At 60.7% G+C, this 21,655-nt stretch carries 17 protein-coding genes and 1 riboswitch; of the genes, 11 read left to right on the top strand and 6 right to left on the bottom strand.

The genetic code is table 11. The features are described from left to right. Positions 1 to 7: 7 nt before the first annotated feature. Positions 8 to 934 (bottom strand): homoserine O-succinyltransferase, encoded by a 927-nt coding sequence (gene metA / locus DTW90_RS13470; RefSeq protein WP_149338899.1) that lies wholly within the window; start codon positions 932 to 934, stop codon positions 8 to 10. Positions 935 to 984: 50 nt separating this feature from the next. After that, a riboswitch (SAM riboswitch) is annotated at positions 985 to 1,062 on the bottom strand. 456 nt (positions 1,063 to 1,518) lie between these two features. Between metA and DTW90_RS13465 the strand changes: the two genes are divergently transcribed. Beyond that, a complete protein-coding gene (locus tag DTW90_RS13465; RefSeq protein ID WP_132522269.1) occupies positions 1,519 to 3,411 on the top strand; it encodes an ABC transporter ATP-binding protein/permease in 1,893 nt (630 codons plus the stop codon). A 92-nt stretch (positions 3,412 to 3,503) separates the two neighbouring features. Here the strand turns inward: DTW90_RS13465 and efp are convergent, their stop codons facing one another. Beyond that, on the bottom strand, positions 3,504 to 4,073 hold the full coding sequence (gene efp, locus DTW90_RS13460) for an elongation factor P (RefSeq protein WP_132522267.1): 570 nt from the start codon (positions 4,071 to 4,073) through the stop codon (positions 3,504 to 3,506). Positions 4,074 to 4,224: 151 nt separating this feature from the next. On the opposite strand from efp, the gene epmA reads away from it, so the two are divergent. The 7 genes from epmA (at position 4,225) to DTW90_RS13425 (ending at position 12,514) form a co-directional block, all read left to right on the top strand. Beyond that, a complete protein-coding gene (gene epmA / locus DTW90_RS13455) occupies positions 4,225 to 5,289 on the top strand; it encodes an EF-P lysine aminoacylase EpmA (protein ID WP_149338897.1) in 1,065 nt (354 codons plus the stop codon). Beyond that, complete coding sequence (locus tag DTW90_RS13450) at positions 5,286 to 6,338, top strand: lysine-2,3-aminomutase-like protein (RefSeq protein WP_149338895.1); 1,053 nt, start codon at positions 5,286 to 5,288, stop codon at positions 6,336 to 6,338. Before epmA ends, DTW90_RS13450 begins: the two co-directional genes overlap by 4 nt. A 354-nt stretch (positions 6,339 to 6,692) precedes the next feature. Then, positions 6,693 to 6,944 (top strand): acyl carrier protein, encoded by a 252-nt coding sequence (locus DTW90_RS13445; protein WP_132522262.1) that lies wholly within the window; start codon positions 6,693 to 6,695, stop codon positions 6,942 to 6,944. Then, positions 6,944 to 8,143, top strand: coding sequence for an acyl-CoA dehydrogenase family protein (locus DTW90_RS13440; protein WP_149338893.1), 1,200 nt, complete (start codon positions 6,944 to 6,946; stop codon positions 8,141 to 8,143). The genes DTW90_RS13445 and DTW90_RS13440 overlap by 1 nt, the downstream gene beginning before the upstream one ends. Before the next feature lie 5 nt (positions 8,144 to 8,148). Then, positions 8,149 to 9,057 (top strand): amino acid--[acyl-carrier-protein] ligase, encoded by a 909-nt coding sequence (locus DTW90_RS13435; RefSeq protein WP_149338892.1) that lies wholly within the window; start codon positions 8,149 to 8,151, stop codon positions 9,055 to 9,057. Positions 9,058 to 9,064: 7 nt separating this feature from the next. Next, on the top strand, positions 9,065 to 10,024 hold the full coding sequence (locus DTW90_RS13430) for a DUF1839 family protein (RefSeq protein WP_149338890.1): 960 nt from the start codon (positions 9,065 to 9,067) through the stop codon (positions 10,022 to 10,024). 15 nt (positions 10,025 to 10,039) lie between these two features. Then, a complete protein-coding gene (locus DTW90_RS13425; protein ID WP_149338888.1) occupies positions 10,040 to 12,514 on the top strand; it encodes a glycoside hydrolase family 2 protein in 2,475 nt (824 codons plus the stop codon). On the opposite strand, the gene DTW90_RS13420 is transcribed toward DTW90_RS13425, so the two are convergent. Then, a complete protein-coding gene (locus DTW90_RS13420) occupies positions 12,477 to 14,369 on the bottom strand; it encodes an alpha/beta fold hydrolase (RefSeq protein ID WP_188079940.1) in 1,893 nt (630 codons plus the stop codon). The genes DTW90_RS13425 and DTW90_RS13420 overlap by 38 nt on opposite strands. A gap of 10 nt (positions 14,370 to 14,379) precedes the next feature. Next, complete coding sequence (locus DTW90_RS13415) at positions 14,380 to 15,894, bottom strand: polysaccharide biosynthesis C-terminal domain-containing protein (RefSeq protein WP_149338887.1); 1,515 nt, start codon at positions 15,892 to 15,894, stop codon at positions 14,380 to 14,382. A 184-nt stretch (positions 15,895 to 16,078) separates the two neighbouring features. Between DTW90_RS13415 and DTW90_RS13410 the strand changes: the two genes are divergently transcribed. Next, complete coding sequence (locus tag DTW90_RS13410; protein WP_149338885.1) at positions 16,079 to 16,933, top strand: glycosyltransferase; 855 nt, start codon at positions 16,079 to 16,081, stop codon at positions 16,931 to 16,933. Here DTW90_RS13410 and DTW90_RS13405 read toward each other — a convergent pair. Together DTW90_RS13405 and DTW90_RS13400 are read right to left on the bottom strand one after the other, a co-directional pair. Further along, positions 16,900 to 18,111, bottom strand: coding sequence for a glycosyltransferase family 4 protein (locus DTW90_RS13405; protein ID WP_246664941.1), 1,212 nt, complete (start codon positions 18,109 to 18,111; stop codon positions 16,900 to 16,902). The two genes, DTW90_RS13410 and DTW90_RS13405, sit on opposite strands and share 34 nt — an antisense overlap. 207 nt (positions 18,112 to 18,318) lie before the next feature. Next, complete coding sequence (locus DTW90_RS13400) at positions 18,319 to 18,555, bottom strand: Lrp/AsnC ligand binding domain-containing protein (RefSeq protein ID WP_132522248.1); 237 nt, start codon at positions 18,553 to 18,555, stop codon at positions 18,319 to 18,321. A 184-nt stretch (positions 18,556 to 18,739) separates the two neighbouring features. Between DTW90_RS13400 and DTW90_RS13395 the strand changes: the two genes are divergently transcribed. Beyond that, positions 18,740 to 20,023: an FAD-binding oxidoreductase gene (locus DTW90_RS13395; RefSeq protein WP_149338883.1), complete on the top strand. Its 1,284-nt coding sequence runs from the start codon at positions 18,740 to 18,742 to the stop codon at positions 20,021 to 20,023. A gap of 42 nt (positions 20,024 to 20,065) precedes the next feature. After that, on the top strand, positions 20,066 to 21,598 hold the full coding sequence (locus DTW90_RS13390) for an aldehyde dehydrogenase family protein (protein WP_149338881.1): 1,533 nt from the start codon (positions 20,066 to 20,068) through the stop codon (positions 21,596 to 21,598). The last annotated feature ends 57 nt before the right edge of the window (positions 21,599 to 21,655 follow it).

Genomic DNA, 21,655 nt, shown 5'->3' with positions numbered 1-21,655 from the left:
GATAGCATCAGGACCGGTCGTTGCCGATTTTCTCGAGATCATACGAGGTCGTCTGGTAGATCTCGTTGATCCAGTTGCCGAAGAGCAGGTGGGCATGGCTGCGCCAACGGTTCTGCGGTGCGATCTCCGGATCGTTGTGCGGAAAATAGTTGTGCGGCATCTTGATCGGCACGCCGGCGTTGACGTCGCGGAAATATTCGTCGGCCAGCGAGGTCGAGTCATATTCGACATGGTTGAACATGTAGAGCCGGTTGCAGGCCTGCTCCTGAACGAGACAGACGCCCATTTCGGGCGACTCCATCAGGATCTGAAGGCCAGGCACCTTCTCGATATCGGCGCGGCGAACCTCCGTCCAGCGCGAGACCGGAACGGCGAAATCATCGGAAAAGCCGTTGAGATAGACGGAGGACGGCTTCAGGTTCTGGTGGCGATAGACCCCGAAGGCCTTTTCCTTCAGCGTATATTTCGGCACCTTGTGGAAGTGGTAGATCGCGGCCATCGCGCCCCAGCAGACGTTCATGGTCGAATGGACGTTTGTCTCGGTCCATTCGAAAATCTGCTGCATCTCGTTCCAATAGGTCACGTCTTCATAGTCCAACAGCTCGATCGGTGCGCCGGTTATGATGAAGCCGTCGAATTTGCGGTGCTTCACCTCTTCCCAGGTCTGGTAAAAGGCGAGCAGGTGTTCTTCCGAGGTATTCTTTGCCTTGTGGGCGCCGACGCGGATCAGCGACAGCTCGACCTGCAGCGGCGAGGCGCCGACGAGGCGCGCCATCTGAACCTCGGTCTTGATCTTGTTCGGCATGAGATTGAGCAGCCCGATCTGCAACGGGCGAATGTCCTGACGGAACGCCACCGTTTCAGTCATTACCCTGACGCCCTCGTTCTGGAGCGTTTCGAAAGCGGGCAGCGTATCGGGGATCTTTATGGGCATTGTGCAACACTCGACAAAATAAAAAACCGGCGGCGATCAAGAATCGCTACCGGTCCGCACGCGCGGCCCTTTAGCGAATTTTTTAACGTGGCTGCAAGCCGGCCGGCCAAATCACCACGGAAAACAATAGATAACGCCGACTGGGCCACGAATCAACAGGGGATTCGCTGGCTCATGTAACCTGTTTCCCGGTCGGCTGGAGAAAGAGGCTAGTGCTTTCCCTTACGGGAGTAAGCATTTTTGAGGGGAGAGAAAGTCTCCCATCGCCAAGCTTTTCGGTTATAGTAGCAGGTGTTGTTGGTTCGCGATCGGTAAAATACCCTTCGCGTATTCGAGGAAGGCTTTGGGCCAAAGTCGGGGGGCGACCTTGACCTGGAACGGATGAAGCCAAAGACCGGCGAAAGTGCCGGCCTGTGTCCTGAACCGGTTTGGAAGACTTCCTAAAGGTTTGAGGCGCACATTTGATGAAGGAGGAGGCGGTCAAGGGCTGGATCGCTGGCGCTACGAGCGTTCCTGTGTCGCATGGATGGACATGCGTGACGGCCATGACTATCTGAGGGGATGAGTATTGCAGGGAAGTGTTGATGGCCGTTGATACCCAAGCCAAGCCAAGTATCCAGGGGGATGATCGCGTCGGATATGAGTTGAGCACCCTCGATCGACTGAGGATGATGTTTTCCGCCTTCTGGAGTTCCAGTGTGCGGGTCAAGCTTATACTGATCGTCGTTGCCCTGTTTGCCGTCATTTTCATCACTGCCTACGTTCAGGTCATGCTGAACGAGTGGAATGCCCCGTTCTACGATTCCCTTGCCCGGCGCGACCTGCCGGCATTCTTCCACCAGCTCGGTGTTTTCGGCATAATTGCCGGCTCGCTGCTGGTTCTCAACGTTATTCAAGCCTGGTTCAACTTGATGGCCGCGCTCTACATGCGCGAGGGCCTTGCCCGCGACCTCGTCGACCAGTGGCTCCAGAAGAAGCGCGCGCTGCGTTTGAGTTCGTCCGGGCTGATCGGTGTCAACCCCGACCAGCGGCTGCATGAAGATGCGCGCAATCTCGCCGAAAGCTCGACGAGCCTGGCGATCGGGCTGGTGCAGTCCACCATTCTCCTCATCAGCTTCATCGGCGTCCTCTGGCAGCTCTCTTCCGGTTTCATCTTCCATTTCGGCAAGAGCAGCTTCTCCATCCCGGGCTACATGGTCTGGGCGGCAATCCTCTACGCCGCTTCGGCCTCCTTCCTGAGCCAGGTCGTCGGCCGCAAGTTGGTGAGGCTCAATGCCGAACGCTATTCCAAAGAGGCCGAGCTTCGTTTTTCGCTGATGCATGCCAGCGAGCACATGTCGGCGATCACGATCGCAGGCGGTGAGGAAAACGAGCGCCGGCGCATCAATGTCGATATTTCCGCGGTCCTAGCGATCATCCGCCAGTTGGCGATTGCCAACACGAACCTGACCTGGGTTTCGGCGAGCTATGGCTGGATGGTTCTCGTCATCCCGATCCTGGTGGCTGCACCCGCCTATTTCTCCGGCGGCCTTACGCTCGGCCAGCTGATGGTTGCTGTCGGCGCCTTCAACCAGGTCAATACGGCATTGCGCTGGTATGTCGCAAACTTCGGTCCGATCGCAGAATGGCGGGCGACGCTGATGCGTGTCACGGATTTCCGGCAGGCCGTGCTCGATATGGATCAGGGCAATGCCAATATGCCGAACACGATCGCCATCCAGCAGTCGTCGGACAATTCGCTGACGCTCAAGGATCTGGAGATTTCCACGAAGACAACAGACGATCTCGTGGAAAACGGCTTCCGCATCCGGGAAGGCACAGTCACCATTGCGGCGGGCGAGCGCGTCATGGTCAACGGTGATCACGGCGTGAACCGCAAGCTGCTGTTCCAGTCGCTTGCAGGGGAATGGCATTGCGGCAAGGGCGAGATCGACCTGCCGCCCATGGAGAAGATGCTGTTCATTCCGCATACAGCCTATGTGGCGGGCAGCACCTTGAGAGAAGCCCTGTCCTTCCCCGAAGATGCCACCCTCTATAAGGATGAGGAGCTCGAAGCAGCACTTGATAAGGTGGGCCTCGGACGATTGAAGGGAAAGCTCGATACCAAGGCGCGCTGGGATCGGATGCTAGATACCGACGAGCAGAAAGCCGTTGGCTTCGCCCATGCCATGCTTGCAAAACCGAGCTGGATCGTGCTGGACGAAACGCTGGAAGGGCTTGAGCCCGATATCCAGGAAAGGCTGGTTAAGGGACTGGCTGACCTGAAGGATACGACCATGGTCTATATCGGCCGGTCCGAAGCCTATCTGGAAGTGCTGTCCCCGCGGGTCCTGCATCTGCAGGCGCTGGTGCCACCGGTTGTGGGCGCTGCCGCTCGTAGCAGGCCCTCGGCCGCGATCACGCCCACTGCGGCGGCGAGGAGAAGAAGTTTCCACGAGCCCGTCGCCATTGGCGGTGCGAAGATGCCGCGGCGATAGCGATCGACAGAAACGCCTGTCAGAGATTGCAAAAGAAAACGCCCCGGGTGGCAACATCCGAGGCGTTTTGATTTTATCGGCTGGGACCGCACTCAGTCCTTGGCGCGCTCGACGTAGGAATTGTCTTCCGTTGCGATGACGACGCGCACACCGGCGCTAACATGCGGCGGAACCATGGTGCGGACGCCGTTCGACAGGATCGCCGGCTTGTACGAAGACGATGCCGTCTGACCCTTCACGACCGGCTCGGTCTCCATGATCTCGAGAGTCACATGGCGCGGCAGTTCGAGCGCCAGCGGGATGCCTTCGTGGATCGAAAGGATGCAGGACATGCCTTCCTGCAGGTAGGCCTTCTGGTCGCCCATGGTTTCCACGTCGACGACGACCTGATCGTAGGTGGCAGGGTTCATGAAGTGGAAGCCTTCGCCGTCTTCATAGAGGTACTGGAAGCTGACGTCTTCGACGAAGGCGCGCTCGACCTGCTCTGTCGTGCGCCAGCGCTCGGAAACCTTCACGCCATCGACGATGCGGCGCATGTCGACCTGTGTCACCGGGGTGCCCTTGCCGGGATGGAAGTTTGCGGCGGTAAGAACGACGTAGAGCTTGCCGTCCACGTCGAGAACGTTGCCCTTGCGGACGGAAGAGGCGATGACCTTGACCATAAGACTTCCTTGTAACTCTGCTTCTTGCGTCGTAGAGGACTGTCGAAAATATTCCTCAAGACGTCTGTGATGTTTTCTTGGGGGCGCAACTAACCTAAAATCGGGGAAATAGCCACCCCCATCCCGGCCGATCCCTCGAAGAAAGGTTGCAATGAAGGCAACGAGCGCAGGCGCCTCACCCTGGTGGACCCCATCTGTCCATGCGGATCGGCGCCCCTTCCTCATCGGGCGCAATGCGATCCAGGCGGCGCTGCGCGGTTATTTCGCGCGCGAGGACTTCATCGAGGTGGATACGGCGACGCTGCAGGTCTCTCCCGGCAACGAGGCGCATTTGCATGCTTTTGCGACCGAGGCGCTGACGACGGATGGACAGGCCGCACCCTTCTATCTGCACACATCGCCGGAATTCGCCTGCAAGAAGCTGCTGGCCGCCGGCGAGCAGCGCATCGCCTGCTTTGCCCATGTCTATCGTAATCGCGAGCGCGGGCCGCTGCACCATCCGGAGTTCACCATGCTCGAATGGTATCGCGCCGGCGAGAGCTACGAGAGCCTGATGATGGATTGCATGCGCATCCTGGCCCTGGCTGTGGAAACGATGAAGGCGAAGGTGCTGACCTATCGCGGCCACCTCGTCGATCCGTTTTCAGGTATCGACCGGATCAGTGTCGCCGAGGCTTTCGATCGCTATGCCAGTATCGACCTGCTTGCATCGGTCGCCGCGGATGGCTCGACGGATCGCGCGCATCTCGCCTTGGAAATGAAACGCGCGGGCCTGCGCGTTGCGGAGGACGATCATTGGGCCGATCTCTTCAGCCGTGTGCTGGTGGAAAAGATCGAGCCCAATCTCGGCTTCGGGAAGGCGACGATCCTCGATGAATATCCGGTATCGGAGGCGGCGCTTGCCCGTCCCTCGGCGCGCGATCCGCGCGTGGCCGAGCGCTTCGAGCTCTATGCCTGCGGGGTCGAGCTTGCCAATGGTTTCGGCGAACTCACCAATCCCGCCGAACAGCGTCGTCGCTTCGAGATCGAGATGGCGGAGAAAGCCCGAATCTACGGCGAGACCTATCCGATCGACGAGGATTTCCTGAAGGCGCTTGAGATCATGCCCGAGGCCAGCGGTATCGCGCTCGGCTTCGACCGGCTTGTCATGCTGGCGACAGGCGCCTCCCGGATCGACCAGGTGCTGTGGGCGCCCGTTACGGAGTATGGTTCGTGAACGTCATCCGTCCGATCAAATCCGTCGACGATCTTGACAAGGCCGGCCTGCTCGAGGGGCGCGACGTTGCCGCACTGGAGGCCGTCGCATCGCGCTACGCGGTTGCGCTGACGCCCACGGTTTCAAAACTGATCGATCGGGCCGATCCGGAAGACCCGATCGCCCGGCAATTCGTGCCCGACGCGGCCGAACTCGTTTTGACGCCGGAAGAGCGGGCCGATCCGATCGGCGATCATGCGCATAGCCCGGTCGAGGGGATTGTGCATCGCTACCCCGATCGCGTCTTGCTCAAGGCCGTCCATGTCTGCCCGGTCTATTGTCGGTTTTGCTTTCGCCGCGAGATGGTCGGGCCGCAGGGGCTGGGCACGCTCGATGCGGATTCATTGGACGGCGCGCTCGACTATATCCGCGCTCACACCGAAATATGGGAAGTCATCCTCACAGGCGGCGATCCGCTGATCCTGTCGCCGCGGCGGCTCGAAGAGATCATGCTAAGGCTGGCTGCGATCGATCATGTGAAGATCGTCCGTTTCCACACGCGCGTGCCGGTCGTTGATCCGCAGAAGATCGATACCGCGCTGATCGCGGCTTTGAAGGCGAGCGGCAAGTCGGTCTATGTGGCGCTGCATGCCAATCATCCGCGCGAGCTGACCGACGAGGCACGCTCCGCCTGCGGCAGATTGGTGGATGCCGGCATCGTCATGCTCAGCCAGTCGGTATTGCTCAAGGGCGTCAATGACGATGTCGATGTGCTGGCAGCACTGATGCGGGCCTTCGTCGAGGCGCGGATCAAGCCCTATTACCTGCATCATCCAGATCTCGCACCGGGAACCAGCCATTTCCGCCTGACGATTGCGGAGGGCCAGGCACTCGTCGCAAGCTTGCGCGGCCGCATCTCAGGCCTGTGCCAGCCCGCCTATATCCTCGATATCCCTGGCGGCCACGGCAAGGCCGTCATCGGCGAGAGCGCCGTCCGCGAGGTTGCCGAAGGCTGCTATTCCGTTTCCGATTATCGCGGCGCTGAGCATATCTATCCCCCGCACGAATAATCGACGAGCGCTTTCCTTAGACAACCTATGGCTTTAGGTCGCTCCGGAATAAAACTAAGCTCTGCTTATATTTTTTCGACCGGGCCGCGAATGGGGTGGTCTCCCCTTCTGCCGCGCAGCTTGCAAAAGCCTCGGCGCATATTCTAAAAACAAAGCTCTTTCAGTATATTATTGAAAGTTCTAATGCTTCCTCATGGTACGCATTGCTAAAATTAGCCCTGAATCTCTTATCCATATTTAACTAAGACATTTAGCGGAATTTTCTGTTTTCGTCGCTAAAAGACAACTCAGAATATGGCGGGCTGTTACGCCCTTTGTGAGATTTCCTGCCTTGGATTGTCGGAGGATGACGGGATGAATGAGACCATTCGCGAACTGTTGGTAAAGTTTGGCGGCCTGCCTGTCGCGGTCGACCAGATCGCTGACGATGCGGATCTTTATGCAACCGGACTTTCCTCCTTTGCGTCCGTCCAGCTGATGCTCGGCATCGAGGAAGCCTTCGACATCGAGTTTCCGGACAATCTGCTGAACCGCAAATCCTTTGCCAGCATCGCTGCCATCGAAAAAACGGTGGACCTGATCCTGAATTCCAGAAAGGTCGCCTGATGAGCGTCGCGATGACGATGGCCGAGGACAACGGGTCGTCCAGGGACGACTTGTCGACCCGTGCCGCGCGCGTCGCAGCGATCGCGGCCAAACATGCTGACGCCGTCGATGCCGACGGTCGGTTTCCGCGCGAGGCGGTCGACGCCATGCGCGCGGAAAGGCTCCTGTCGATCCAGATCGCATCGGAATTGGGCGGCGAGGGAACCTCGATCACCGAGATCGCCGAGCTCTGCTCGATCCTCGGCCAGGCCTGCGCAGCAAGCGCCATGGTCTTTGCCATGCATCACATCAAGCTGACGAGCCTTGTCGAACATGGCGCGGCGAGCGACTGGCATCGCGAATTCATGCGCCGCGTTGCCCGCGACCAGCTGCTGCTTGCCTCCTCCACGACGGAAGGCGGCATCGGCGGCAATCTGCGCAACAGCATCTGCGCCATCCGCGTCGAGGACAGCCGCTGCTTCCTGGAAAAGGACGCGACCGTCATCTCCTACGGCGCACACGCCGATGCCATCCTGATCACTTCGCGCGCCCATGCTGACGCGGCATCGTCCGACCAGGTTCTGACCGTTTTCCTGAAGGACCAGTACACGATCGATCGCACCGTCGAGTGGAACACTCTCGGCATGCGCGGCACCTGTTCCGACGGCTTCCTGTTCAAAGGCGAAGCGCCGGCCGAACAGATCCTACCAAAACCCTTTGCCGAGATCGCGGCACAGTCGATGCTGGCCAGCTCGCACCTGCTTTGGAGCGGCGTATGGTACGGGATCGCGGCCGACGCCGTTGCCCGCGCCCAGGCTTTCGTTCGGGCCGCGGCCCGCAAGTCGCCCGGCCAGCAGCCGCCCGGCGCGTTGCGCCTGGCTGAGGTCTCCAGCCTGCTGCAGATGGTCAAGTCGAATGTCGTGGCCGGCCTGAAGGTCTATGAGGAAGCCAAGGCGGATGCCGACCGGCTGTCTTCGATGGCCTTTGCCGTCGCCATGAACAACGTCAAGATCGCATCGTCGGAGATGATCCTGCCGATCATCAACCACGCCATGCTGATCTGCGGCATTATGGGCTACAAGAACGGTACACCCTACAGCCTCGGTCGCCACCTGCGCGACGCACATTCCGCTCAACTGATGATCTCGAACGACCGCATTCTCGGCAACACGTCGACCATGCTGCTCGTCCATAAGCAAGACACTAGCCTTCTGGGATAATCGCCATGGATATGCAGAATTCGTTTCTCGACCGCCTCTTCGAATCCGGTCTTCTCATCGAGACGGGCGTTGACGGTCTCTATGGCCGCAGCGGCCAGTTCGAAGATGTCATCGTTGCCTTCGAGCGGCTGATCGACAAGTTCGGCGGCGCCGACGGCGCGGAAGCCATTCGCTTTCCCCCGGGTATGAACCGCGAGATCTTCGAGAAGAGCGGCTACATGAAGAGCTTTCCGCAGCTCGCCGGCACGGTGCACAGCTTCTGCGGCAGTGAAATGGATCATATGAGCCTGCTGAAATGCATGGAAGTCGGCGACGACTGGACGAAGGGCCAGGAAGCGACCGAAATCGTGCTGACGCCGGCCGCCTGCTATCCGCTCTATCCGACGGTTGCCAAGCGCGGCAAGCTGCCGGCGGGCGGTGGTCTCTACGACCTGCAGTCCTATTGCTTCCGCCATGAGCCGTCCAAGGATCCGGCTCGCCAGCAGCTGTTCCGCATGCGCGAATATGTCTGCATGGGTACCGAGCAGCATGTCACCGAATTCCGCCAAAGCTGGATGGATCGCGGCGTCGAGATGATGAAGTCGGTCGGCCTTGAAGTCGAAATCGATGTCGCGAACGACCCGTTCTTCGGTCGCGCCGGCAAAATGCTGGTCAACAACCAGCGCGACCAGAACCTGAAGTTCGAGCTGCTGATCCCGATCACCTCGACCGCCAAGCCGACCGCCTGCATGAGCTTCAACTACCATCAGGACAGTTTCGGCCTGAAGTGGGGCCTGAACCTCGAAGACGGCAGCGTCGCCCATACGGCCTGCGTCGGCTTCGGCCTCGAGCGCATTGCCTTGGCGCTGTTCCATCATCACGGCCTCGACGTGAAGGCATGGCCGAAGAGCGTCCGCAAGGCGCTCTGGGGCTGATCTGCCGATGGCTTCCGTCTTTGCAGGGCTTGCGCCCGACGCCTATTCGCCACATGCGCTGCACGACAGCGAGCGCATGTGGCCGGAAACCAATTGCTATATCGATCTTTGGATCGAGGTGCTGAACAGCTTGAGACTGCCGCCGGAAGCCATGCTCGGCTTCACGATGGGGCAGGATTTCGAAGGCGATCAGTTCACCTTCTTCAAGGTGTCCCTGGACGATCTCGAAGCGCTTTACGGTATCCGCTGCACCGAGCTTGCCATTTACGATCGCATCGAGCGGCATGTCGCCGAACAGATCCGTCGCGGCCGGCTCTGCCTCATCGAGATGGATTCCTATTTCATGCCCGATACGCAGGGCGTCGGCTATCGCCGCGAGCACGGCAAGACGACGGTCGCCATCAACCGGCTGGACATGGAGAAGCGCGAGCTCGACTATTTCCACAATGGCGGTTTCTTCCATCTCTCGGGCGAGGATTTCGACGGTCTTTTCCAGCTGCACTTGACCGCGGAAGACCTGCCGTTCCTGCCCTATACGGAATTTGCGAAGTTCCCGGATGCAAGCCCAAGCGAAGACGATATCCGCCAGACCGCGCGCCGGCTGCTTCCCTTCCATTTTGCTCGCCGTCCTGCCGCCAATCCGATCCGCGCCTTCGCTGCCGTCTTTCCGGGCCAGGTCGAGGCAGTTGCGGAACGGCCTTTCGGCTTCTTCCATAAATATGCCTTCAACACGCTTCGCCAGCTCGGCGCCAATTTCGAGCTTGCCGGCACCCATCTCGACTGGCTGTCGCGCGAGTTCGGCGATGCGGCGGAGCAGGCACGGCGGATTTCCGAAGTGGCGAAATCCGTCCAATTCCAGCTGGCGCGCGCCGTGACCCGCAAGAAGTTCGATCCGCTGCAGACGGCTCTTGATCCGGCGGCCGATGCGTGGGATGCGATAATGGGGTTACTCGAAAAGCGAGTCTGAGCCGGGGACATCGAGATGCAGGGGCGTTTGGCTGGGATTGGCGCTGACGAAAGGCCGCTCAGCGAGGGATGGAATCTGGTGCTGACGGAGGAGGGCGTTTGCGCGCTGCCCTCAGATGTGCCGATGTCTTCGCAGTTCATCCCCGCACCCGTTCCCGGAACCGTCGCCCAGGCGCTGGAAGTGGCCGGTCGGTTCGACCGGGAACATCCCTATCCGCTTAATACCAGGGATGCCTGGTATCTGTGTCGGCTGTTCGACGAGCAGCCGGGAGATGTCGTGCTGCGGTTCAAGGGATTGGCGACGCTCTGCGACGTCTTTCTCAACGGCGACAAGATCCTGTCATCCGAGAGCATGTTCGAGACCTATGATGTCCCTGTAACCCTGCAGGGTGGCGACGAGCTGGCACTCTGCTTCCGCGCGCTGGAGCCGCGATTGGCAGAGCCCGGACCGCGGGCGCGCTGGCGACCGCAAATGATCGCGCCGCAGGGCCTGCGGAACGTCCGCACGACATTGCTCGGCTATATGCCCGGCTGGTGTCCGGAAATTCACCCTGCCGGCCCCTGGCGGCCGGTCTCGATCCTGCGCCCGGGACCCGTCATCATTCGCGATCTTTCCCTAAGGCCGCATCTCTCGGAGGATGGCGAAGGGCGGCTCTATGCCTCGATGTTCGTCGAGGGTGAAATTGCGGAAGCTGTGCTTCGCTGCGGCGATTTCGAGCAGGCTTTTGTTCAGAACGGCGGCGGCCACTATGTCGCGACGCTGAGGATTGCCGACGTCGAGGCGTGGTGGCCGCATACGCATGGCACGCCGCGCCTCCATGACGTGTCCATCGCGATCGATGGCGTGAGCCACGATCTCGGTCGAACCGGCTTCCGCCGCATCGAAGTGGATCGTGGTACCGACGGCAGCGATTTTGCATTGATCGTCAACGGTATCAGGATTTTCTGCCGCGGCGCCGTCTGGACGACGGAGGACATTGTCAGGCTCGGCGGAAGCCGCGAAATCTACGCGCCCTGGATCGCTTCGGCGGCGGCGGCCGACATGAACATGATCCGCATCGGCGGAACCATGGCCTATGAGACTCCGGACTTTTTCCGCCTTTGCGATGAGCTCGGCATTCTGGTCTGGCAGGACTGCATGCTTGCCAATTTCGACTATCCGAAGAACGACAAGACGCTCCTCGGGCATGTCGAGGCCGAAGTCAGGCAGCTGCTTCTCGACACGCGCCTGTCGCCCTCGTTGGCGGTTCTATGCGGTGGCAGCGAAATGTACCAGCAGGCAGCCATGTTCGGATTGCCCGAGCGCTACTGGGCAAGCCCGATCACCGAGGAGGTCATTCCCGCAGTCGTCGCCGAGGTGCGTCCGGATGTGCCCTATGTGGTGAATTCCCCGTCCGGGGGGGCGATGCCCTTTTCGCCTGACGCCGGCGTGACGCATTATTATGGGGTCGGCGCCTATATGCGGCCGCTCGACGACGCCCGCCGCGCCGATGTCCGCTTTGCCGCCGAGAGCCTCGCCTTCGCGCATGTGCCGCAGACGCGTGTGCTGGAGCGCTATCTCGCTGTTCCCGCAGTGCATAGCCCGCAATGGAAATCTCGCGTTCCCCGGGATCGAAGCGCGTCCTGGGATTTCGAGGACGTTCGCGATCACTATCTGAATGCGCTTTACGGATTTGAGCCCGGCATGCTTCGCCGGGAGGACCCTGAGCTTTATCTCGACCTCTCACGCGCCGTCACGGGGGAGGTTGCCGAGGCGGCCTATGCGGAATGGCGGCGAGCCGGCTCGGGCTGCAATGGCGCACTCGTCTGGACGTTGCAGGATCTGCTGCCCGGTCCCGGTTGGGGCGTGATTGATTCTACCGGCGAGCCCAAGCCCGTCTGGTACGGGTTGCGACGTGCCTTCCGGCCGGTGCAGGTGCTGTTGACGGATGAGGGCACCAATGGCCTCGACCTTCACGTCATCAACGAATTGGGCAGCGCGCTGGATCTCGATCTGAGCGTCGCCTGCCTGCGCGACGGTCAGCAAACCGTGGTCAGTGGACGTCGTGAATTGTCGATCGATGCCAGAGCCAAGGAGAATATCGCTTGCACCGATCTCTTTGGCGCCTTCTTCGACACCACCTATGCCTTCCGCTTCGGTCCGCCCTCGCATGACGTCACGGTCGCAAGGCTGCATTCCCGCGCAACCGGCGCCCTCGTCGCCGAGGCATTTCACTTTCCGCTCGGCAGGGTGAAGGCATTCCATGTTGCCGAGATCGCGGCAAAGGCCGCTCAAATCGAGAATGACTGGTTTCTGGATCTGCAGACCGACCGGTTTGCCCAGTCGGTGCATATCGACCTGCCGGGTTATCGCGCGGAGGATGACTGGTTTCATCTTGCACCCGGCGCCCTTCGCCGGGTGAGGCTCTTTGCCAGGATAGACACGCCGCTCGATGCGGAGCCGACCGGTCAGGTCAGGGCGCTTGGTAGCCGACGTATTTTTGAGATTTGACCTGAGCCGCCGTGCCGGTTGCCGCCTGCGCGGATCCCCGGCGTGCGCCGAGCCGTAGCGCCATAGTCTGGATTTCCCTGACATAAATGGCGCGTGCCGGAGCAGGCGTCAGATTGTGATCCGCGTCCGGAATGACCGTCAGCCGGGCATTGCCGAATTTCTGAAGGCCCTGGCCGGAGCGGCCGAAATGAAGGCTGAAATGCTCGAGCCCGATGTCCTGCGCGCTATAGATCAGCGATATCTCGACACCCCGATTTTTCAGGACGTTGAAGCCCTTCAGGACGGTGGCGTGCTCGCGCGACAGGAAGGAAAACTTATCGAGCAAAGGCTGCCGCAGCTGCGCAACACGGCGCAATAGCGATGTCAGGATATTGCGCACCGCGCTGCCGGTATCGACCGAGCCGTTGAGGAGGCGCTTCAGAGTCTCGACCTGCAGGAACTTTTGGCCATAGGTTTCGAGTGATCGCGGCACGAAGCGCAGCGCTTCATCCACCGAGTTGTTCTGATCCCAATGGAAGGCGTAGGGGTTGACGGTAATGAGCCCGCTGCAGCGCTGGTCATGGACCGCCGCCTGGAAGCCCAGATAGCCGCCGCTGCATCGCCCCACCACGAATGCGGGCAAGAGCTTGCGCGCCTCGATGAGGTTAAAGGCATCGGCCACGTCGCGATACTGCGCCTCGGAGTAGAGAACCTGCTCCGGCGCGCCTGGCTGAGGCGGGCTGTCCGCCACGTTCGCCGTATCGAAGCGCAGCGAGGGAATGCCGCTGCGGGCAAGGTTGCGTGCCATGGCAACCGTCGTCCGGCCCCAGCCGGCGTGACGGTCATAGGCTGTCGTCAGGAGTATCGCGGTCGCGCCGGTGCGCACGCCCGTCGGTTCGCAAAGGATGCCGAACATGCGGTCGCCGTCGCCGAGGCGAAGCGGTGTCTCACGGAAATCGTCGCCGACCAATGGCTCGGCGCGGGCGGGGCGGGTCGCCTTGCGGGAGGTCTTTGCCGGAAGGGTTGCCGCGACCGAGCGCACCCAATTCACCACCCGCCGACCGGCGCCGAGCGGCATGGTGGCGATGGTCGGATTGGAAACGAGTTCGTCGTAGCCTTCATAAGCTGCCTGTTCGATGCGGCCGCCAAGCTCCTTCAGATGGTTGGCAAATTCGGCATCGCTGGGCCGGCCGGGGCGGGTGAGAACCAGGCCTGCCGGTGCCGGAAATTTTGATAGGCTTGCCAGGTTGAGCTTGCGGATATCGGCAGCGATCTGCTCCGGCATCTTCAGGCCGGCAACCCATATGCCGTCGCTCTGCTCCCTCTGGCCTTCGCTGAGGCCCATGCTCTCGTCGATCATCTTCGACCAGACGGAGAGTTCGCGCAGATAGAAACGGCCGGAGATGGTCGGTGCAAGGAAGGCGATGCCTTCGACCGCATGCAGGCGCTCGGCAATATCGAGTGCGATGGCGCTGCCGAGCCCTTGGCTGACAAGGATCACACGTTCGCAACCGGAGAGGGACTTCAGCGTTGCTGCCGCAGCCAAGGCCGTTTCGCTCCAGATGGAGAGGCCTTTGTCATCGGAAACATCCAACGCATCGCCAGTTCCGGCATAGTCGAAGCGAAGGCTTGCAATTCCCGCCGCTGACAGGTCTTCCGCCAGGATGCGCCAGAATTTGCGCGTGCACATTTCTTCAAAGCCCCAAGGGCTGAGGAAGAGGACGGCCACAGGGGCGGTCGGTTTTACGGCCGGCGTGAAAAGGCCGACAGTGCCGGAAAAGGTGACCGGCATCGCTGCGCCGGAGAAAGAGAGTGTTTCCACAGGGCCTTCCTCCACGGTTTCGTAGTGATTCTTGATGGCTTCCCGAGCAGCCATGACTTTCTCCTCAAGCTCTCCTCGGCGCAAGAAGCGCCAGCGCATGATTGGCAAAGGGATGTGCGCGACGGGGCAGACGCGCGGCGATTTGCTGCAGGATCTCGATATCTTCCTGGGGAACGGCGTTCAGCAGCCGAAGTACCAGGAAGTAGATCAGAGCGCCTGCAGCGATAGCGATGACCAGACCGGGCATGGTCGGCATCGCATGGATGAAGCCGTAGGCGACCACGGCGCATAGAACAGAGGCAGCAGTTACCTTGACGATCGTCATGAACATCGCCTGCATGGACCCTTCGAATTCCATGCGGCGAACCATGAGCACGCACATGACGGTGAAGGCGACGAGACGCACCAGTGCCGCGCCGTCCCCACCCCACGAAGGAACGGCAGCCAGGCAACCCAGCACCATGACGACGCTGGCGACGATGCCGATGATCGTGCGCTCCCTCATGCGATCCATGGAATAGAAATATTGCGTGCAGATCTGCATGAAGACGTAAGGCGTCGCTGTGAGCGCCAGCAGGGCGACCATGTCGCCGCTCGGCTCGAAGGGCTTGCCGAAGACGGCAACAACCAGGGCCGGCGCGATGGCGGCAAGGCCGAAGCTCATCGGCAGGGTGATATAGGAGATGCTGCGCACCACGCCGTCGAAGACGCTGATCGGGAGCTTGGCCGATCCCTGAGAATGGATTTTTTCCGAATAATAGGGCAGCAGGCTGCCGCTGAGCTGTACGGGAAGCTGGAGCGCCAGATTGGCAACCGACAGGCCGACCGCATAAAAGCCGACGGCCTCGATGCCCCAGTATTTCTGGAGAAAGACCAGTTCGATGCGGTTGAGGAAGACCGAGCTGTTGATGAACTCGACGGACAGGATCAGCGAGGAATTTACGAGATAGCCAAGGCCGATGCCGCAGGCATTCTTGCGGGCGGCGGCGACCCTCAGCGTGTAGAAGAACATCGGAAGCGCGCCCGCCACATAGCCCGCCAGAGCACCGCCGATGCCGAAGAATATCGCGCCGATCAGGACAGTTGCCAGCTGCAGCACCGAGCTCCATATCGTCAGGCGGAAGAAGCCGGTGAGCTGCTGCTCGCCGATCAGGTAGTTCTTGGTATAGGCGCCGAGCGACTGCGTCAGGAACAGCACGCCGGTCACGACGATGACGGACGGTTCGTCGGTTGCCCAATGCTGATCTTCGGCAGCCAGTTGGAAAAGCGTATAGCCGACCAGCAGGATCAGGGTCGAGACGATCGTCGGCTGCATGAGATAGGCGGCAAAGCCGCGCCGTTCTTCTGCCGAGTATCCCTGCACTTTCAGCTGCGGCAGCAATCGCAGCAGCGTGATGCCGGTACCGAGCTCGGCAACCAGCGCACCTGTCGTGACCAGCCACAGGGAGAAGGCGATGACGCCATTGGCTTGCGGGCCAAGCAGGCGGGCTGCAATGATCGAGCAGGCAAAGCCGGTGGCAAGCAGGGTCAGGCCCGCCGCCGCGTTCAATGCCGAATTTGCCATGATGCTCTTCGTCATGAAGGCGATCGTCTCCGCACTCTTCAATCGTTTTTAAACGAGATGATCTTTGAATAGCGCGGCCGCTATTTCAGATACCTTAATGTTTACCTCCTACTCTTTAGCGAATTGTTGTTTTACTGCCCCAGAGCCCCATGTTTCGCCTGACATTATCTGCCGGAACCTTTGCCGCGGAGAGTATCCGTTGTTCAGCCTGATCGTTTGTACGGTTGATCGGTCTGATCAGCTCGAGAGGCTGTTCGCGTCGCTGAAGGTCCAGCGATACACCGATTTCGAAGTGATCCTTGTCGACCAGAACCTGGACGACCGTCTCGTCGGTCTGGTGGAGGGCTATTCGCCCTTCTTCACCATTCGCCATATCCGGTCCGAACGGGGTATTTCGCGCGCGCGCAACAACGGGATGGCGATTGCGACCGGCACCTATATCTGCTTTCCCGACGACGATTGCTGGTACGAGCCCGATACGCTCGAAGTCGCGAACCGGCTTTTTGCGGCAAATTCCGCGTTGTCTATCATCACCGGCCGGACGCTCGATGCGGTCGGTCAGTCCTCCGTCAGCCCCACCGGTGACGAGAAGCTCGCGATCACGCGCCGGAACTATCTGAAGTGCGGCAATTCCAACAGTATCTTCGTGCGCCATGCGGCGCTTGGCGTGATCGGCGGTTTCGACGAGGATCTGGGCGTCGGCGCGTCATCGCCGTTTCAGAGCGGCGAGGAGGCCGATTTTCTGCTGAGAGCGATCGCAGGTGGATTGTCGCTGATGTATTTTCCCACTCTCATCGTCCACCACGATCAGGTGACGAGTGAGATGGGGCCGAAGCAGATCGAGCGAGCCCGCAAGTATGGCCGCGGCTTCGGGGCGCTGATGCGCAAGCAGCGCTTTCCCTTCCCCTATTTCCTCTATCGGCTGACGCGGCCCTTCGGCAGCTGGCTGATCGCGGCACTGCGCAGCGACAGGGCGGCCGCGCAATACAAGCGCGCCTGGCTGACCGGCATCATAGAGGGTTATGCGACCTGGCCGCGTTGGCGCAAGAGCTGAGGCTTCGCCTTGGTGGAGCTGAGCGCTTCTTCATAGAGGTCGATATAGCGTTGCGCGACACGGTCCCAGGCATATTCCGCAGCGCCTCTGGTCAATTGCTCGCGAACCGCGAGACCATCGATCTGCAGGCGCTCGAACGCGATCTCCAATGCCTGAGCCGCCGTCTGAGGCTCTGAAAAATCCGCCAGCATGAGATGGGGATGCCGCTCGGAGAGCGCCTTGAAAGCTTCGTTCGGATTGAGGACCGGCAGCAGGCCGGCGCTCATGGCCTCGATCGCAACAAGGCCGAAGCCTTCATAGTCTGAAGCGGAGGCAAAGAGCGAGGCGCGTGCGATCGTGTTGCGGATGGCGCAATTGTCGATCGCCACATGCAGCGAGACATGGCGGCCGAGATTGCGTTCGGCGATCTCCCGTTCCAGCGTCGGCTGATCCAGATCGGAGACAGCGCCTATCATGTCGAGGTGCCAGTCCGGATGGCGGTCGGCCAGCACCCGCATGACGTCGAGCAGGCGTTCAAGCCGCTTGTTCACCGAGAAACGGCCGATCGTGACGATGCGCCGGCGGGCTTCGAGTGCTGCGCAGTTGGCGAATTTGGACACATCCGCGCCGTTTTCGATCAGCCTCGTGCGGCTTGCGGCAATGCCGGAAAACAGTCGCTCGTCGGATTGGCTGCAGCAGATCAGCCGCTCATAGGCCGAAGCGGACATTCTTGTCAGTGTCCTGAACCACACCTTCTTGATTGCCGCGTATTTCGGCGTGTGGAAGAAGCCGCCGTGGGTGGTCGCGACCATCGGTCGGCCGTGGAGCAGCTTGCCCCAGGCGAGCGCGTCGAAGAAGAAATCGACGGCATGGACATGGACGAGGTCCGCGTCGGCCAGATGCTTGAACACCTGCGGCGCAAGGGGATAGCGGCTGCTGCCGGACCAGGGAATCCGAACGACCTCGATGCCGTCGATGGTTTCGCTGGCGGGAAGCTCCAGTTCCGGATTGGAAAAGAGCGAGTTGCAGGTCACCACGCGCACGCGATAGCCGCGGGTCAGCAATTGGCGGCAAAGATTGGCAACGACGTCTTCCAGGCCGCCCTTGTTGGGCAGGAATTGCCGGACGACGTGGACGATCAGCGGATGAGCGTGATCCTCGATCGTCACGTCGGATGTGTGCATCTCAGCCAAAGCCATCGAATCCTCGCAACGCCGGATTCACGTGAAATAAAGGCGGGCAGCCAAAATCGCTGCCCATCATGCCAGCGTTGCAGGAGGAAATCATCGCGTCGGTTAAGAAAGTCTAAAAATGACCATTTCTGGGACCATCCTTGATGCAGGAAGGTTAACGCAGGTGCTCAGTATCAGAGCAGACCGTCATTTTAGTCTTGGTCGGGGGCCCGTTTAGAATGCGCGGAAGGTCAGTGTCGTCAGCGAGCGGATAATACCCGGAATATTGGCGATATGGTCGTTGATGAACTTACCGATATCCTGTTCTTCCTTGATGTAGACCTTGAGCAGCAGGTCGTACTCGCCGCTCGTCGAATAGAGCTCCGAGACCAGTTCCGTCTGGTAGATGGCGTCGGCGACATCGTAGGTCTTGCCGGGGGCGCATTGGAGCTGGACGAAAATGGGCTTCATGGAATTGTCCTGGATTGTTGCCGGCGTTCGGGCCGTTGGTTTGGGTGCATAATGGTCGAAAGCGGCCCTTCCATGCAAGTTATTCCGTTGACGCGTCAAGCCTGTGGCGTGTCGGTATTGCCGCTTTCGTGACGGCATCGGGAGCGCTAAAGTACCCGGATTATCAGACCAACTGGACCGATCCATGCTTAATGATCCGCGTTCCCACGGCCTATGGGAAAAGACTGCTCCGCCACCGCCGAAGACCGGCCCGCTCGCAGGCGCCGTTACTGCCGACGTGGTGATCGTCGGCGGCGGCTATACAGGGCTGTCCTCGGCGCTGCATCTGGCGGAAGCCGGGACCAAGGTGGTTCTGCTCGAGGCCAACGAGATCGGTTTTGGCGGGGCCGGCCGAAATGTCGGGCTGATCAATGCCGGCATGTGGGTGATGCCGGATGATCTGCCGGGCGTGCTAGGCCCCGTCTACGGCGAGCGATTGCTCGATATGCTCGGCAATGCGCCTGTTCTCGTGAAGATGCTGATCGAAAAGCACGGGATTGCCTGCGAACTGGAGAAGAACGGCACGCTGCATTGTGCCGTCGGCCCTGACGGGCTGAAGGAAATCGAGGCGCGGGCGGAACAATGGGGGCGCCGCGGCGCACCTGTCAGCATCCTTGACGCTGTGGAAACCGCTCGCCGGGTTGGCAGCTCAGCCTATGCGGGCGCCTTGCTCGATATGCGGGCGGGTACGCTGCAGCCGCTTGCCTATGCGCGCGGACTTGCCGATGCGGCCATCAAGGCCGGCGTCACGATCCATACGGGCAGCCGCGTTGCCGTGACCGAGCGCAATGGCGACCGCTGGATGGTGAAGACCGCAACGGGGAGCGTTACGGCGGACTGGATCATCGTATCGACGGATGCCTATAGCACCGGGCCTTGGGAGCAGGTTCGATCCGAGCAAGTGCATCTGCCCTATTTCAATTTCGCCACCGTGCCGCTCGGCGACAACCTGCGCAAATCCGTCCTGCCCAATCGAGAAGGCGTATGGGACACGAAGGAGATCCTCTCCTCCTTCCGCATGGACCAGGCGGGTCGCCTCGTCTTCGGCAGCGTCGGCGCCCTGCGCAATACCGGGCTTTCGGTTCACAAGAGCTGGGCGAAGCGCTCGCTGAAGAAGCTGTTTCCGCAAATAGGCGATATCGAGTTCGAATGCGAATGGTACGGCAAGATCGGCATGACCGAGGATGCGCTGCCGCGCTTTCACAAGTTTGCGCCGAATGTCATCGGCTTTTCCGGCTATAATGGCCGCGGGATCGCGCCTGGCACGGTCTTCGGCAAGACGCTCGCCAGCCTTATTCTGGGGGAGCTTGCCGAAGCGGATCTACCGCTGCCGTTGACCGACCCACGCGAGCCCAGCTTCCGTGCCGTCAAGGAAATGTGGTACGAAGCCGGCGCCCAGGTGGCGCACTTTGCAGATGCCCGCTTTTGAGAGCGGCGATACGATCGATCAAAACAAGAAATGGATAAAGACATGGCACTCGATCTCGCTCAGGAAACCAAATCCGTCCTCGCCGAACTCGGCGTAGCTTCCGACCGCTATATCGGCGGTACGCTTTCGGTCACGTCGCCGATCACGGGCGCCGAGATCGGCCGGCTGAAGGAACATAGCGCTGCCGACGCGAAGGCTGCGATCGACAAGGCGCATGAGGCGTTCCTGGCGTGGCGAGCCGTTCCGGCACCGAAGCGCGGCGAGTTGGTCCGCTTGCTTGGCGAAGAACTGCGCGCTGCAAAGTCTGCACTCGGCCGGCTCGTGTCGATCGAGGTCGGCAAGATCACGTCGGAAGGCCTCGGTGAAGTGCAGGAGATGATCGATATCTGCGATTTCGCCGTCGGTCTTTCTCGCCAGCTTTATGGTTTGACGATCGCGACCGAGCGTTCCGAGCATCGCATGATGGAAAGCTGGCATCCGCTCGGCGCCATCGGCATTATTTCTGCTTTCAACTTCCCCGTTGCCGTCTGGTCATGGAATGCGGCTCTCGCCCTCGTCTGCGGCAATTCCACGGTCTGGAAGCCGTCGGAGAAGACGCCGCTGACGGCGCTTGCCGTGCAGGCGCTGTTCGAGAAAGCCCTCAAGCGCTATGTCGCGGAAGGCGGCTCGGCACCGGCCAATCTTTCTACGCTTCTGATCGGTGGCCGCGATGTCGGCGAAGTGCTGGTCGATCATCCCAAGATCCCGCTCGTATCCGCCACCGGTTCGACCGCCATGGGCCGCGCCGTCGGTCCGCGGCTTGCCAATCGCTTTGCCCGCGCCGTTCTGGAGCTCGGCGGCAACAATGCGGCGATCGTCTGCCCGACAGCCGACCTGGACCTGACGCTGCGCGGCGTCGCCTTCTCGGCCATGGGCACGGCGGGCCAGCGCTGCACGACGCTGCGCCGTCTCTTTGTCCATGAAAGCGTTTATGACAAGCTCGTGCCGCGGCTCCAGAAGGCCTATGGTTCCGTGACGATCGGCAACCCGCTGGAGAACGGCACGCTCGTCGGCCCGCTGATCGACAAGCCCGCTTTCGACAAGATGCAGCATGCGCTTTCCTCGGCAAAATCCGAGGGCGGAAGCGTGACGGGCGGCGATCGCGTCGAGGTTGGAAATGCGGCCGGTGCCTATTATGTGCGCCCGGCGCTGGTCGAGATGCCTGCTCAGACCGGCCCTGTTGTCGACGAGACCTTTGCGCCGATCCTCTACGTGATCAAGTACAGCGATTTCGACAAGGTTCTCGAACTGCACAATGCCGTGCCGCAAGGCCTGTCGTCGTCGATCTTCACCAACGACATGCGCGAAGCAGAAACCTTCGTTTCCTCGCGTGGCTCGGATTGCGGCATTGCCAACGTCAATATCGGCCCGTCCGGTGCCGAAATCGGCGGCGCCTTCGGCGGCGAGAAGGAGACCGGCGGCGGCCGTGAATCCGGCTCGGATGCCTGGAAGGCCTATATGCGCCGGGCGACCAACACCGTGAACTACGGCAAGACCTTGCCGCTTGCCCAGGGTGTCAAGTTCGACGTCGAATGATTGCCGGATTGCAGAAAGGGGTGAGGGCGTAAAACGCTCTCACCCCTTTTCATATCT

The sequence above is a fragment of the Neorhizobium sp. P12A genome (assembly GCF_008365395.1).
GTDB lineage: Bacteria > Pseudomonadota > Alphaproteobacteria > Rhizobiales > Rhizobiaceae > Rhizobium.
The sequence above is the reverse complement of the archived record's forward strand: the minus strand, read 5'-3'. Positions and strand labels throughout refer to the sequence as shown.

Excerpts from the sequence above, each read along its gene's own strand:
- DTW90_RS13425 (WP_149338888.1), top strand. The coding sequence starts at position 10,040 with ATGCAGGGGCGTTTGGCTGGGATTGGCGCTGACGAAAGGCCGCTCAGC.
- DTW90_RS13435 (WP_149338892.1), top strand. The coding sequence starts at position 8,149 with ATGGATATGCAGAATTCGTTTCTCGACCGCCTCTTCGAATCCGGTCTT.
- efp (WP_132522267.1), bottom strand. The coding sequence starts at position 4,073 with ATGGTCAAGGTCATCGCCTCTTCCGTCCGCAAGGGCAACGTTCTCGAC.
- DTW90_RS13440 (WP_149338893.1), top strand. The coding sequence starts at position 6,944 with ATGAGCGTCGCGATGACGATGGCCGAGGACAACGGGTCGTCCAGGGAC.
- metA (WP_149338899.1), bottom strand. The coding sequence starts at position 934 with ATGCCCATAAAGATCCCCGATACGCTGCCCGCTTTCGAAACGCTCCAG.
- DTW90_RS13400 (WP_132522248.1), bottom strand. The coding sequence starts at position 18,555 with ATGAAGCCCATTTTCGTCCAGCTCCAATGCGCCCCCGGCAAGACCTAC.
- DTW90_RS13430 (WP_149338890.1), top strand. The coding sequence starts at position 9,065 with ATGGCTTCCGTCTTTGCAGGGCTTGCGCCCGACGCCTATTCGCCACAT.
- DTW90_RS13405 (WP_246664941.1), bottom strand. The coding sequence starts at position 18,111 with ATGGCTTTGGCTGAGATGCACACATCCGACGTGACGATCGAGGATCAC.
- DTW90_RS13420 (WP_188079940.1), bottom strand. The coding sequence starts at position 14,369 with ATGGCTGCTCGGGAAGCCATCAAGAATCACTACGAAACCGTGGAGGAA.
- DTW90_RS13465 (WP_132522269.1), top strand. The coding sequence starts at position 1,519 with ATGGCCGTTGATACCCAAGCCAAGCCAAGTATCCAGGGGGATGATCGC.
- DTW90_RS13415 (WP_149338887.1), bottom strand. The coding sequence starts at position 15,894 with ATGACGAAGAGCATCATGGCAAATTCGGCATTGAACGCGGCGGCGGGC.
- DTW90_RS13390 (WP_149338881.1), top strand. The coding sequence starts at position 20,066 with ATGGCACTCGATCTCGCTCAGGAAACCAAATCCGTCCTCGCCGAACTC.
- DTW90_RS13395 (WP_149338883.1), top strand. The coding sequence starts at position 18,740 with ATGCTTAATGATCCGCGTTCCCACGGCCTATGGGAAAAGACTGCTCCG.
- DTW90_RS13445 (WP_132522262.1), top strand. The coding sequence starts at position 6,693 with ATGAATGAGACCATTCGCGAACTGTTGGTAAAGTTTGGCGGCCTGCCT.
- epmA (WP_149338897.1), top strand. The coding sequence starts at position 4,225 with ATGAAGGCAACGAGCGCAGGCGCCTCACCCTGGTGGACCCCATCTGTC.